The following is a 13,373-nucleotide window of genomic DNA, read 5'->3' on the forward strand; positions in this document are numbered from 1 at the left end:
CCGATGGTGATCCTCTGGTGGTGTGTGCTCGGTTTCCTGACCGCCGGCTATTTCGCGCTGGCCGGGTACGACTACGGCGTCGGGATGCTGCTCGGCAGGCTCAGCCGTGACGAGGCCGGACGACGGCGCGTGCTCGGCGCGTTCGGCCCGTTCTTCCTGGCCAACGAAGTGTGGCTGGTGGCCGCGGTCGGCGTCCTGTTCGGCGCTTTCCCACATCTTGAGGGAAAAGTGTTCTCCGGGGCGTATCTCCCGGTCGTCACCCTGCTGCTCGGTCTGGTCACTTTCACCGCGGCTGTGCAGCTGCGCAGCAGGCGGCCGGACGCGGGCCGCGGCGCCTGGACGCTGGCGATCACCGTCGGCGCCTGGATGACGGCGGTGTCCTGGGGCTTGTTCCTCGGTAACCTCGTCCTCGGGCTTCCGCTCGACGCGGCCGGGAAGCCGACCGGCGGTGTCCTCGCGGTCTTCAGTCCGTACGCGCTCCTCTGGGGTGCCGGGTTCGTCGCGCTGTTCGCCCTGCAGGGAGCGGCTTTCCTCGCCGTCCGGGCACCCGCCGAATTCACCGCCCGCGCGAACCGGATCGCCAAGGCCCTGCTCGCGCCGGCACTCGCGTTCCTGGTCGTGGCGGTCGCCTGGGGCGCCGTCGAGACCACCGCGTCGTGGTCCGTGCTGCCCGCGATCGTGCTGGCGTTCGGCGCGCTGGGCGTCGCGGCCGCCGCTCTGCGCGCGGGGCGGCACAAGACGGCGCTGGTCGCGACGATGGCGCTGTCCGCGTCGCCGGTGCTGGCGGTCGGAACCCTGCGCCTGCCGGACGCTCTGGCGTCCTCTGTGGACGGAGGCTTCTCGCTGAGCCTGACGGAAGCGGCCACCACCACCGAGATGCTCGGCCTGCTGACCATCGTCGGTCCTCCCGCGCTGGTGGCGATCGCCGCCGTGCAGTGGGTGACCTGGCGCAGGCACGACAGCCGGGTCGACCAGCGTTCGCCGCTGCACTTCTAGGAGCCTGAGATGCTTCCCCTTCCCGGGCTGCGACGCCATTTCGGCGTCCTGGCCGTGCTCGGCACGCTGACCGCCGCGGCGATCCTCGTCCAGGCGGACGGCCTCGCGACGCTGCTCACCGGCGGCGGCGTGACCTGGGCGCTCGTGGCCGCCATCGCGGTGCGGGCGCTGCTCGCGGGCATCCAAGGTTCCGTCGGCGGCCGGTTCGCGGCGACGGTCAAGGCAGGGTTGCGCAAACGCCTTCTCGGTGCGGAGGCGGAGAATCCCGGTGAGGTCGCGACCCTGGTGACCAAGGGGATCGACGCGGGCGACGCCTACCTGACCGGCTATCTGCCGGCAGTGGTGCTGTCGGCGATCGTGCCGCTCGCGGTGCTCGTCCGGTTGTTCATCGCGGATCTGTCGTCGGCGCTGATCATCACCGCGACGCTGCCGCTGATCCCGGTGTTCGCGATCCTGGTCGGGCAGCTCGCGTTGGCGAAGACCGCCAAGCAATGGTCGCTGCTTTCCAAGCTGGGCGGGCATTTCCTCGACGTCGTGCGCGGGCTCGGCACGCTCAAGGTGTTCGGCCGCGCGGAGGCGCAGGCGAAGACGGTGCGGGCGATGGCGGACGCGCACACCGACGCGACGATGCGCACGTTGCGGGTCGCGTTCCTGTCCGCGCTGGTGCTGGAACTGGTGGCGACGCTTTCGGTGGCGCTCGTGGCGGTGCCGATCGGCTTCCGCCTGCTGGAAGGCGGCATGGTCGTGCACACCGCGGTGCTGGTGCTGCTGCTCGCACCCGAGGCCTACCTGCCGCTGCGGGCGGCCGGGGCGAAGTTCCACGCCAGCGCGGAGGGGCTCGCCACGCTGCGCGAGGCGCTGGCCGTCCGTTCGGCGGACGTCGTCCGGGGTTCACGGGTGGCGCGCCGCGATGCGCCGCGGATCGTGCTGGAGAAGGTGAGCGTGGCATACGGCGAGGAGACCGTACTGTCCGAAGTGGACATGACGATCGAGCCAGGCGAGCACGTCGCTCTCGTCGGCCCCAGCGGTTCCGGGAAGAGCACGTTGCTGGCGGTCCTGCTGGGTTTCGTGACGCCGACGTCCGGCAGGGTCCTCGTCGACGGCGTCGACCTGCGCGAACTGGATCCGGCCGCGTGGCGGGCCGGGACGGCGTGGGTGCCGCAACGGCCGACGTTGTTCACCGGGACCGTCGAGGAGAACATCGCCATGGGCCAGGTGCCGGACGTCCAGGCGGCGGCGCGCGCGGCGGCGTTCGACGAGGTCGTGCGCGGCCTGCCCGACGGCTACCGGACGCGGATCGGCGAACTGGGCGCACCGCTTTCGGCCGGGCAGCGGCAACGGCTCGGCCTCGCCAGGGCCTTGGCCCGCACGGAGGCGGGGCTCGCACTGCTCGACGAGCCGACCGCCAGGCTCGACGCGGGGACCGAAGCCGCCGTGCTCGGCGCGACCCGTGAACTGCTCACCGGCCGGACCGCGGTGCTCGTGGCGCACCGGCCCGCGATGGCCGAGCTGGCCACCCGCGTCCTCGAAGTCCACGATGGCGCCGTAAGAGAACGGGAACTGGTGTGAACGTCTGGGGCGTGTCCACAAAGGACGCCGTGCGACTGGTCCGCGCCGGGCTGATCGCGGCCGGAGCGGAACTCGCCGGGCTGACCCTGATGGCCACCGCCGCGTGGCTGCTGTTGAAGGCGGCCGAACAGCCGCCGCTGGCGTCGCTCACGGTGGCGATCGTCGCCGTCCGGACACTGGCGTTGCTACGCGGTGGCCTGCGCTACGCGGAACGGCTCGCCGGACACGAGGTCGTCCTGCGTTATCTCGGCGCCTTGCGGACCCGCGTGTACACGTCGTTGCTGCCGCATCGGGTCTCCCGGCACTCCGGCGGCGACCTCGTCACACGTCTGGTGTCCGATGTGGACGCCGTACAGGACGCGATCCTCCGCTGCCTGCTGCCCGCCGGTGTCGCCGCTTTCGTCGGCGCGGCGGCGGCGACGGTCGCGCTGATCATCAGTCCGGCGGCCGGACTCGTGCTGGCGTCCGGGCTCGCCGTCGCGGGGATCGGCCTGCCGCGGCTGTGTGTCCGGATCACTCGCGCGGCGGCGGAGAAGAGCGCTCCGGCACGGGCCGACCTCGCCGAACGGTCGGTCGAACTGATCACCGGTCGGCGGGAACTGATCGCCTACGGCGTGCACCAGTCCACTGTGGACGACGCGCACGCCGCCGTCGACGCCCTCGCCTTGAGGGACCGGGCGACGGCGAACCGCACGAGTCTGCTGACCGCGGCCGGGCTCCTCGTCCAGCTGCTGACCTGCGTCGCGATGGCGCTGACCGCCGGGGTTTCGCCGCCGCTGACGGCGGCACTGGCCCTCGGCGCGCTGGCCGTGTTCGAGCTGGTCCTCCCGCTGACCGCGGCCGCCCAGCGCTGGGTCGAGGTCCGGGCGTCGGCCGAGCGGGTGCGCGCGCTGCTGGCCGAACCGCCGCCCGCGCGCGGGACCGCGGTGCCCGAGCCGGGACACCTCCGGCTCGAAGGCGTCGGCGTTCGCTTCGAAGGCAGGGCCCCGGCGCTGGACGGCGTCGACCTCGACCTGCCGCCGGGAAAACGGGTCGGGATCCTGGGGCCGAGCGGGGCGGGGAAGACGACGCTGCTGAATGTCCTGCTCGGGCAGGTGCCGCCGACCTCCGGGCGCGCGGTGTTGAACGGAAGACCACTCGACGAGTACGACCCGGCGCTGCTGCCCGCCGTGATCTCCGGCGCGCTCGCGGACGCGCACGTCTTCCACACGACGGTCCGGGAGAACCTGCTGATCGCGAAGCCCGGCGCGTCCGACCCGGAGCTGCTCTCGGCGTGTGGAACGGCCGGTTTCGACCTGCCGCTGGATCGCGAAGTCGGTTCTGACGGCGACGCGCTGTCGGGTGGGCAGCGTCAGCGGCTCGTGCTCGCGCGGGCGGTGCTGGCCGCGCCGCCGATCCTCGTGCTGGACGAGCCAGTCGAGGGGCTGGACCCGGCACACGGCGACGCCGTCCTGGCCGACGTGCTGGCGGCCGCGCGCGGCGCTGTCGTCCTGGTGACGCATCGTGAGTCGCAGGTGGCCGGGTTCGACGAGGTCCTACGTATGAATGCAATCAGTCAGGCGCAGCCTGTCCCTTGAGGGTGGTGGTGGGGCGGGGTCTGGGTAGACCGCGCACTTCCCGCATCGGCGGCCGGTCGCTCACCGACACCTCGGCCACCTCCGGCAGCCATTCGTCACCTACTTGCGCGAACTGGGTGAGCTGGGCGGGGTCGTCGGACTTGATGCCGCAGCGCGCGAGCGCCGTCCCGAGGATCTGGCGCGCCATCACACCCAGCTGAAGCAGCGAGCGGTTGCGATGCTTGCGTACGCCGAGGTTGACCTGCGCGAGCCCTTCGAGCCCGTAGCGCGCTTCGGCGTCGAGAATGAGCCCGATCTCGACACCGTATCCGGCCGCGAAGGGCACCGACTCGAGGAACTCGCGCGTCGCGGCGTACTCGCCTCCCAGGGGCTGGATGAGCCCCGAGAGCGACGGGCGCAGCGCCGAGAGGACCGGCCGCGCCAGCAGCTCGGTGACCCGGCCGCCGCCGCTGCTCTCCAGCCGCAGCGGCCGCCGGTAGAAACCCTTGACCAGGTGAACGCCGTCCTCGCAGAGCAAGGGCCCGAGCAGGGTCGGCACGAACGCCGGATCCGGGTCGACGAGGTCGGAGTCGAGGAATACGACGACGTCACCGGTCGTCGCGGCCAGCGACCGCCACAGCACCTCGCCCTTGCCCGGCACCGGCGGCAGGCCGGGGAGCACGTCCTCGCGGTGCACCACCCGCGCTCCGGCGCGTGCGGCGAGCTCGGTGGTGGCGTCGGTGGAACCGGAGTCCATCACGACCAGCTCGTCGACGACCGTGCCCAGCAACGGCCGGACCGTGCCGACGACCTCGGCGACGGTGTCCTCTTCGTCAAGAGCCGGTAGCACGACCGAAACCGTCCGGTCACCCTTCGCAGCGACGATGTCGTCGAGCGTCCAACCGGGATTCTGCCACGTGCGCCGCTCGAACCAACTCATGAGTAGTGATCGTGCCATGCTGGAGTCCGACACCCCGTCGATGGAGGAACCTTGCTACCGCTACTCGTCCGATTCGTGCTGGGCCCGCTGGTCAGAGCGCTGTACCGCCCGGAGATCCGAGGCGCGGAGAACGTCCCCGCCACCGGTGCGGTGCTGCTGGCACCCAACCACCGGGCGGCGCTGGACACCGGCGTGATCACTTTCACCACGACCCGGCAGGTCAAGTTCCTCGGCAAGGCGGAGTACTTCACCGGCCGCGGCCCCAAGGGCAAACTGATGGCGGGTTTCCTGGGCGGTCTCGGCTACGTCCCGGTCGAACGCGGCAACGCGCAGGCCGGTCTCGCCGCGCTGGAAGCGGCGCGGAAGGTGCTCGACGCGGGCGGCGCGTTCGCGATCTACCCCGAAGGCACCCGCTCGCTGGACGGGCGGCTGCACCGCGGCCACACCGGTGTCGCGGCCCTGGCGCTGGCGACCGGCGCGAAGGTCGTGCCCGTCGCGCTCTCCGGTACCGAGAACCTGCAGCCCGCCGGGAAGCGGATCCCGCGGCGGGCGAAGATCACGGTCACCTACGGCGAGCCGCTGGATTTCTCGCGGTACGAGGGGCAGGACTCGTCGCCGGCGATCCGGCGCTCGGTGACCGACGAGATCATGTACGCGATCCTGGAGCTTTCGGGGCAGGAATACGTCGACTCGTACCACAAAAGGCCTGATCAGAGCGCTGCCTGACGCGTCACCGCACTCACGTGATCAAGCCCGGAACTCACGTGCTCAGACACGGAACTCGCGTGATCAAGGACCGCACACCTGAGTGCGGCCTCCAGTCACGTGAGTTCCGTCCCTGATCACGCGAGTCCGGTACCCGTTCACGCGAGTCACGCCATCGCCCAAACCGTGAAGCCCTACTTAGCCCACTTAGGCCTCGGAGGAGGCACGTAGTCCGCGAAGCCGTCGAGAAGCACCGAAGCGTCCGAGTCGATCGACAGCATGTCCCGGTACCCCGCCGACAAGAAGCCCTCCGACACCATGTGGTCGGCGAACTTCAGCAGCGGCGCGTAGTACCCGCCGACGTCGACCAGCCCGATCGGCTTCTCGTGCAGCCCGAGCTGCGCCCACGTCCAGACCTCGAACAGCTCCTCCAGCGTCCCCGCACCGCCGGGCAGCGCGAGGAAGCCGTCGGACAGCGCCGCCATCTTCGCCTTCCGCTGGTGCATGTCGGCGACGACGTGCAGTTCGGTCAGACCGGCATGCGCGATCTCGACGCTGCCCAGTGCCTCGGGGATCACGCCGATCACCTCGCCGCCCGCGGCCAGCGCGGCATCCGCGATGACGCCCATGGTCCCGACCGAAGCCCCGCCGTAGACCAGCCCGATACCCCGCGAGGCCAGCAGCGTGCCCAAGGCACGAGCCTCTTCCGCGTACCGCGAGTCGAAGCCCATCGACGAGCCACAGAAGACGCAGATCCGGCGCGGCGCCGCCATCAGTGGGTGTCCTCCCACGCCTTGTACGACTCCTGCACGACGCGTACGGCGTCTTCGATGTCGTCGGTGACGTGCAGCAGTTCGAGGTCCTTCTGGCCGATCTTGCCCTCGCCCAGCAGCGAGCCGGCGATCCAGTCGTACAGACCACCCCAATAGTCGCTGCCGAACAGCACGACCGGGAACTTCGTGACCTTCTTCGTCTGCACCAGGGTGAGCGCCTCGAACAGCTCGTCGAGCGTGCCGAAGCCGCCGGGCAGGCAGATGAACGCCTGCGAGTACTTGATGAACATGGTCTTGCGGGCGAAGAAGTACCGGAAGTTGACGCCGAGGTCGACCCACGGGTTCAGGCCCTGCTCGAACGGCAGCTCGATGCCGAGGCCGACGGAGATTCCGCCCGCTTCGTTGGCGCCGCGGTTCACGGCCTCCATCGCGCCGGGGCCGCCGCCGGTCATCACCGCGAAGCCCGCGTTCGCGAGCGCGCCGCCGATCTTGCGGCCGAGTTCGTACTCCGGGTGGTCCCGTTTGGTCCGCGCCGAGCCGAACACCGTCACCGCGCGCGGCACCTCGGCCAGCGCGCCGAAGCCCTCGACGAACTCCGCCTGGATCCGCAGCACGCGCCACGGGTCGGTGTGCACCCAGTCGCTCGGCCCCCGCGAGTCCAGCAGGCGCTGGTCGGTGGTGCTGCCCTGGTCACGGCGATCCCGTCGCAGCACTACCGGGCCCTGGTGGCGTTCGATCGGACGTTCCGGGTACTGGCCGTCGGGGAACTCACTTGTCTCACTCACCCCGCCAAGACTACGACGTCGTCACCGTCCGGAGCGGCAGCATCGCCGCGAACAGGAGTTGTCGGGTACGCGAACGCGGGGCCCGCCGGGCAGCGGGCCCCGCGATCACGGTCAGGAACGTCCGGTCAGCGCGAACGCGAGCATGGCCGTCGAGGTGAAGTCGATGGCGGGCTCGTTGCTCGGCCACGAGGCGAGGTCGTCGGTATAGCGCGACTCGGTCGTGTCGAAGGTGTCGAACGGCTTCGTGCACTCCTTCGCCCCGGCCGGGAACGGCAGGTCCGCGAAGTGTTCCGCGCCGTTCGGCCCGTTCACGACCGCGCCGTAGAGCACCTTCTCCTCACCCGCGAGGTTGGCCGCCTGGTGGTGCGGGCACTTCGGCGACGTCGTGCCGACCCCGACGACCAGCGAGACACCCCACGCGTTCGCGCCGAGGGTGAAGTTCCGCTGCTGCGAGCCGAACGCCGCGTACCGCCAGTCACCGGTCACGTCGGCGTAGAGCCGCTCGGTCGCGGCGAAACCGAAGCTCTTGCTGGCCGCGTCGAAGTCCTTCACCGAGACGGCGGTCCGGAAAGGACTCTCAGCGGCGCTCGCGACACCCTCGTCGAGCTGACGCCGGAGGTCGCCGATCAGCTCCTTCGGGCCGAGCGCCGCACCCGGGGCACCGTGCCGCAGGAGCTTCGCCAGTTCGGCGTGCGCCAGCGCGCTGGTGTCGTACAGGTTGAGCGTGCTCTTCTCTTCGAGGTCGATGTAGGCCTTCGCCCAGTGCGCCGCCTGCCGCGTCCACTCGGCGGACCGCGGGTCCCGCAAGGCCTTGGCCGCCAGGGCGAGCTGCGTCGCGCCGAGTTCCATGTCGTCCCGCCACGACGATTCCGGGTAGTACGCGTGCGGGAACGCGGTGACCAGTTCGCCGACGTTCTCGGTCTTGGCCTGCGCGAACACCGAGGCCGCCTCGGCGAGGTACTTCCTTGCCAGCGAAGGGTTCCGCTTGGCCTCGACCTGCGCGCCGAGCGCGAAAGCGGCGGCGACGCGGCCGGCGAGGTTCGGGCTGAGCGCGGACCCGCCGGGGTTCGCCGGGAAGACCGGCCGGTGCTTGACGAAGTACTCGGGGTCACCGGGTTTCACGTCGAGCGCGTCGTCGTCGTGCGGGTTCCGCCAGACGTCGTGGTCGCCGAGGAAACCGAACTTGTCGCTGCCCGTCCCGATCCCGACCTGGGCGTAGAGCGTCTTGCTCTTCTCGTCCCACATCTTGTCGAGCCAATCGAGACCGAGGTTGACCTCCTTGGCCAGCACCCGGTCGTAGTCCTCGCGGAGCACGTAACCCAGCTCCGCCAGCGAATACGCCGTGTTCGAGGTGAACTTGACGAAGTCGCCCGCGTCGACCCAGCCGCCCTCGACGTCGATCGGGCCGCCGATCGGCTTCAGCGGTTCGGCGATCTCGTCGCCGCCTTCACCCACGAACACCGGCCAGTCGTAGACCGTGGCCTGCTTGTCGGCCAGATGCGAGGGCTTGCGGCCGAGGCGGCCGGGGATGATGTCGTCACCGTCGCGCTGCGCCTGGAAGAACTCGTTGGTGGCGCGGACGAGCGGGGTGAAGAGCCGGTCCTTGGTGTCCACCCGGAACGTCGGCGACGTCGCCTTGGTCTCGCCGGTGACCTCGATCCGGTACTTGCCAGGCAGCCAGACCTTCGACAGGTCGAGCTGGTAAACCGCCGGGTACTTCGCGTTCCACGCGCCGAGCGACTGACCGGTCCGTCCACGATGGACGGTCCGGCCGCGTTCGTCGATCACCGAGAACGAGCCCGGCGCGCTGGACAGGAGGTAGGCGTGCTTGGTCTCGGTGATGCCGTAGCCGACCTGGTCGACCCGGACCTCACCCTGAACCGCCGCCGCGGCCGAAACCGCCGGAACCGTCAAACCCCCGAGGACCAGTGCCGAAACCGCGGCCACCGTCCGGGACCAGGAACTCACCATCATCGGCGCCCCGCTCGTGAATTAGTTAAGAAAGTTTCCTTTTTATTACGCAAGACGCTAGCGCCCGGAACGCCACCAGTCAATATGTCCGTTTCGCCGGTCGAAAGTCACCGGATCCGGGCGTTGTTGGCGGGTATCCGTCCTGCTCAACCCGGATACGCGCCGGGAAATCGTCTACCGTGGTCGGGGTGCCGTCCAAGCCGAACGGGGCAGAACCACTCGGCGCGCGGATCCGGCGGTTGCGCCGGGCACGCGGGCTGACCCAGCGCGAGCTGGCCGAGCCCCGCTACGACCGAGGCTTCCTCGCCAAGGTCGAATCGGGCCGCCGCCTGCCCTCGGACGACGTCGTGTCCCACCTCGCGCGACGCCTCGGCCTCACCGCGGACGAACTCCGCTTCGACAGACCACCGGGCGCCGCCGAGGAACTCACCGACGCGCTCGAAACCGCGTATCGCGAGTTGCAGAAAGGCGGACTCGAAGCCGCCGAAAGCGAATTCACCCGCGTGGAACGGCGAGCGGCCGAGTACCGGATGCCGGACGTCCAGTGCCACGCGCGCTTCTATCTCGGCGAAGTCCAGTGGCAGCGCTACGACATCCCGTTGGCGGACAAGGGTTTCACCCACGCCATGGAACTCGCCGACGCCGCTTCGCCCCGGTTGCGCGCGATGATCGTCAACCGCGTCGCCGCCTGCCGCGCGCTTTCGGGCGACCTGGGCGCGTCGGTCGCGCTCGTCGAAACCGCGCTCGCCGAACTCCGCGCCACGGGCGCGAGCGACCCCGACGCCGAACTGGCGCTGGTGACCGCGTTGATCCACCCGCTCATCGAAATGGGGGCGCTGCGCCGCGCCCGGCGGGCCGTCGAAGAAGGCCGTCGCGTCCTCCCGTTCGCTCACCGCAAGGACATCTCCGCGCGGTATCACCGGCAGGCGGCGCAACTGTGGCAGGAGATCGGCCTGGTCGACCGCGCGGAGAAGGACCTTTCACGGGCACTGCGTCTGTTCACTTCGATCGGCTACGACCGTGACGCCGCCCGGAGCCGCTGGGCCCGCGGCTTCCTCTGGCGACGGCTGGGCAAACTCGACGAGGCGCACGCCGAACTGCGGCTCGCCCGCGACCTCCTGGCCAAGGCCGGTTCGCGGGAAGGCGTGCTCGGCGCGACCATCGAACTCGCCGACGTCCGCCGCCGCCAAGGGGAACTCGACGAGGCCGCCGAACTCGCCGAAGGGATCCGGCCGCTTCTGGATCGATCCCCCGATATCGAGGCCAGGACCGAGGTTCTCCGGCTACTGGGACTCATCGCGCGCGCCCGCGGCGATCTGCCCGAGGCGACCGCGTTGCTCGAAGAAGCCGCCACCGCACAGGAAAAGTCCGAACTACGCGGGGCGCTCGTCGCCACCTCGCTGCATTTGGGTGACACGTTGCGCGCCCGCGGATTAATCGAAAAAGCGGCGGAGGCCTATCGGCGCGGTGTGCGCGCGGCCGCTATGTCCGATTCCGGGCCGGCGGACTGAAAACCATACGAAAGTCGCCATATATCGCGACCGGCGGGAAAATGCTTACTACACAGGGATTTCACTCATCGCGGAATGATCTTCGCGCGTGCCACTAGGCCATCCGGCCCATTGACGCCCCCTGTGAGCAGCTCCTTTACTTCGAACGTGTCCATCGAGATAACTCCAGTTATCCGAATGGACACGCTTCCCCGTCCCCGCCGTGTTCCCGATCCGGTCGAATTCCCCGCCGCGCCATTGGCCCGTGCCGGGTACACGGTCCTGCCCATGGAAGGTTCACATGACCGTTCAGCGAGGGCTCAGAACAGGGTTGGCGGCTGTCGCCGGCCTTGCCCTGAGCATGACGTTCCCGGCGACCCCGGCGAACGCGACCACCGCCACCATCCAGCCCGCGAGCCCCGACGCGGTGGCCGCGAGCGCGGCCGACCAGGCCGCCGCAGCTGGTGTAGACCACTTGCGGAAGGGCCCGCAGGAGGGCTTCCGCCGCGTCGGGATGACACCGGGTGGCGGAGGACTCTTCTACGCCGCTTATGAACGAACCTACCGTGGCCTGCCGGTCGTCGGCGGGGACGCGGTGGTGGTGGCCGACGGCGCCGGGCGCGTCCGCGGCACCAGCGCCGCGGAGACCTCGGCGATCTCGGTCGAGACCAAGGCCAAGATCTCCGCGGCGAAGGCGACCGAGGTCGCCCGTGGCCAGCTGTCCAAAGTAGACAGTGTCGTCGCGCCGAAGCTCGTCGTGCTGGCGGGGAACTCCCCCAAGCTCGCCTACGAGGTCGTCGTCGCGGGCACCAAGGCGTCGGCGCCGAGCAACCTCCACGTCTTCGTGGACGGCGCCACCGGGGCGATCCTCGACACCCGTGACGACGTCAAGATGTCCAACATCCAGACCGCCGCCAAGACCACGTCGAACGACGTCAGCACGCTGGGCGCCGGGAACAGCTACTACGTCGGCAACGTCACCATCGACACGACGAACTCCGGCGGCACCTACTCCATGCGCGACCCGCAGCGCACCAACATCAGCTGCAAGCCGCAGAACGGCGCGGTGTTCTCCGGCCCCGACGACAACTGGGGCAACGGCTCCGGCACCAACCTCGAAACCGCTTGTGTCGACACCCTCTTCGGCGTCCAGACCGAGTGGAAGATGCTCGGCGAGTGGCTGGGCCGCAACGGCATCAACGGCAGTGGCGGCGGCTTCCCCGCTTCCGTCGGCCTCAACCAGGTCAACGCCTACTGGGACGGTTCCTCGACCACCTTCGGCCACTCGCAGGACAACCAGCGCCAGGCCACCTCGATGGACGTCGTCGCGCACGAGTACGGCCACGCCATCTTCCAGACCACGCCGGGCGGCGCGGGCAGTGGCAACGAGAACGGCGGGCTGAACGAGTCCACCGGTGACATCTTCGGCGCCATCACCGAGCACTACGCCAACAACGCCAAGGACACGCCGGACTACGAGGTCGGCGAGGGCGTGAACCTGGTCGGCCAGGGCCCGATCCGCTACATGTACCAGCCGAGCAAGATCTCGGGTAACCCCAACTGCTACTCGTCCTCGATCCCGAACACCGAGGTGCACGCCGCGGCGGGCCCGCAGAACCACTGGTTCTACCTGCTGGCCGAGGGCACCGCGCCGGCAGGCAAGCCCGCGAGCCCGACGTGCAACAACACCTCGATCACCGGTCTGGGCATCCAGAAGGCCGCGAAGATCTTCTACAACGGCCTGCTGAAGAAGACCTCCAGCTGGAACCACAAGGCCGCCCGCAAGGCGACCCTGGAAGCGGCGCTCGCGCTGTACCCGAACTCCTGCACCGAGTTCAACACCACCAAGGCGGCGTGGGAGGCCATCAGCGTCACCGCGGCGTCCGGTGAGCCCACCTCGTGCACCCCGCAGGGTCCCGATTTCTCGGTCGGCGTCACCCCGGCCTCGGGAACGGTCAAGGCGGGCGAGTCCGCCACCGTCACCGTGAACACCGGGACCGTCAACGGTACGGCGCAGACGGTTTCGCTGAGCGCCAGCGGCCTCCCCGCCGGGGCGACCGCGACGTTCAACCCGGCGTCGGTCCAGTCCGGCGCCTCCTCGACGCTCACCATCGCGACGTCGGCGAGCACCCCTGACGGCACCAGCACGATCACGGTGACCGGTACCGCGGCCAGCGGCACCCACACCGCGCAGTACACGCTGACCGTCGGCACCGGCGGCAACGTGCGGTCGTTCGCCAACGACACCGACTACCCGATCAACGACTACGGCACGGTGAACAGCCCGATCACCTCGACCGCGACCGGCACCGCCGTGTCGCCGGTGAAGGTGACGGTCACCGGTACCCACACCTGCTCGGAGGACCTTCGCATCAGCCTGAAGGCTCCTGACGGCAGCACGTACTCGGTCAAGCCGACCGGTTACCTGCCCTGCACCGAGCTCGGCACTCGCAACTACTCGGTCCCGGTGACCAACGAAGCGGCTTCCGGCACCTGGACGCTCGTGGTCTACGACGCCTACTCCGGCGACACCGGCACGCTCGACAGCTGGTCGATCACGGTCTAGCTCGCCCTCGCGCGTGAAGGAC

At 69.8% G+C, this 13,373-nt stretch carries 10 protein-coding genes; 6 read left to right on the plus strand and 4 right to left on the minus strand.

Annotation, left to right across the window (positions count from 1 at the left end; translation table 11 throughout):
• Positions 1–3: 3 nt before the first annotated feature.
• Genes H074_RS19850 through cydC form a run of 3 tightly spaced genes read left to right on the plus strand, consistent with a single transcriptional unit; the run spans position 4 to position 4,142 of the window.
• Positions 4–996, plus strand: coding sequence for a cytochrome d ubiquinol oxidase subunit II (locus tag H074_RS19850; protein ID WP_007031839.1), 993 nt, complete (start codon positions 4–6; stop codon positions 994–996).
• Positions 997–1,005: 9 nt separating this feature from the next.
• Entirely contained in the window at positions 1,006–2,565 is a 1,560-nt protein-coding gene (gene cydD, locus H074_RS19855; protein WP_007031840.1) for a thiol reductant ABC exporter subunit CydD, read from the plus strand.
• Complete coding sequence (gene cydC, locus H074_RS19860; protein WP_007031841.1) at positions 2,562–4,142, plus strand: thiol reductant ABC exporter subunit CydC; 1,581 nt, start codon at positions 2,562–2,564, stop codon at positions 4,140–4,142. The genes cydD and cydC overlap by 4 nt, the downstream gene beginning before the upstream one ends.
• Here cydC and H074_RS19865 read toward each other — a convergent pair.
• Positions 4,117–5,061 (minus strand): glucosyl-3-phosphoglycerate synthase, encoded by a 945-nt coding sequence (locus H074_RS19865; RefSeq protein WP_007031842.1) that lies wholly within the window; start codon positions 5,059–5,061, stop codon positions 4,117–4,119. The genes cydC and H074_RS19865 overlap by 26 nt on opposite strands.
• Positions 5,062–5,112: 51 nt before the next feature.
• Here H074_RS19865 and H074_RS19870 point away from each other — a divergent pair, with 51 nt between their 5' ends.
• The gene (locus tag H074_RS19870; RefSeq protein WP_007031843.1) at positions 5,113–5,787 is read left to right on the plus strand and encodes a lysophospholipid acyltransferase family protein; all 675 of its coding nucleotides are present in this window, start codon (positions 5,113–5,115) and stop codon (positions 5,785–5,787) included.
• A 173-nt stretch (positions 5,788–5,960) separates the two neighbouring features.
• Here H074_RS19870 and H074_RS19875 read toward each other — a convergent pair whose 3' ends face one another.
• From H074_RS19875 to H074_RS19885, 3 genes are all read right to left on the minus strand, one after another.
• On the minus strand, positions 5,961–6,539 hold the full coding sequence (locus H074_RS19875) for an LOG family protein (RefSeq protein WP_007031844.1): 579 nt from the start codon (positions 6,537–6,539) through the stop codon (positions 5,961–5,963).
• On the minus strand, positions 6,539–7,324 hold the full coding sequence (locus H074_RS19880) for an LOG family protein (protein WP_007031845.1): 786 nt from the start codon (positions 7,322–7,324) through the stop codon (positions 6,539–6,541). Before H074_RS19880 ends, H074_RS19875 begins: the two co-directional genes overlap by 1 nt.
• A 111-nt stretch (positions 7,325–7,435) precedes the next feature.
• Complete coding sequence (locus H074_RS19885; RefSeq protein WP_007031846.1) at positions 7,436–9,298, minus strand: glycoside hydrolase family 9 protein; 1,863 nt, start codon at positions 9,296–9,298, stop codon at positions 7,436–7,438.
• A 185-nt stretch (positions 9,299–9,483) separates the two neighbouring features.
• On the opposite strand from H074_RS19885, the gene H074_RS19890 reads away from it, so the two are divergent.
• Both H074_RS19890 and H074_RS19895 read left to right on the plus strand, forming a co-directional pair.
• Positions 9,484–10,806 (plus strand): helix-turn-helix domain-containing protein, encoded by a 1,323-nt coding sequence (locus tag H074_RS19890; RefSeq protein ID WP_152521459.1) that lies wholly within the window; start codon positions 9,484–9,486, stop codon positions 10,804–10,806.
• 280 nt (positions 10,807–11,086) lie between these two features.
• Complete coding sequence (locus tag H074_RS19895; RefSeq protein ID WP_085940976.1) at positions 11,087–13,351, plus strand: M4 family metallopeptidase; 2,265 nt, start codon at positions 11,087–11,089, stop codon at positions 13,349–13,351.
• Positions 13,352–13,373: the final 22 nt, after the last annotated feature.

The organism is Amycolatopsis decaplanina DSM 44594 (genome assembly GCF_000342005.1).
GTDB lineage: Bacteria > Actinomycetota > Actinomycetes > Mycobacteriales > Pseudonocardiaceae > Amycolatopsis > Amycolatopsis decaplanina.

Coding starts and splice junctions, on each gene's coding strand:
- H074_RS19850 (WP_007031839.1), top strand. CDS start 4: ATGGTGATCCTCTGGTGGTGTGTGCTCGGTTTCCTGACCGCCGGCTAT.
- cydD (WP_007031840.1), top strand. CDS start 1,006: ATGCTTCCCCTTCCCGGGCTGCGACGCCATTTCGGCGTCCTGGCCGTG.
- H074_RS19865 (WP_007031842.1), bottom strand. CDS start 5,061: ATGAGTTGGTTCGAGCGGCGCACGTGGCAGAATCCCGGTTGGACGCTC.
- H074_RS19875 (WP_007031844.1), bottom strand. CDS start 6,539: ATGGCGGCGCCGCGCCGGATCTGCGTCTTCTGTGGCTCGTCGATGGGC.
- H074_RS19885 (WP_007031846.1), bottom strand. CDS start 9,298: ATGATGGTGAGTTCCTGGTCCCGGACGGTGGCCGCGGTTTCGGCACTG.
- H074_RS19895 (WP_085940976.1), top strand. CDS start 11,087: ATGACCGTTCAGCGAGGGCTCAGAACAGGGTTGGCGGCTGTCGCCGGC.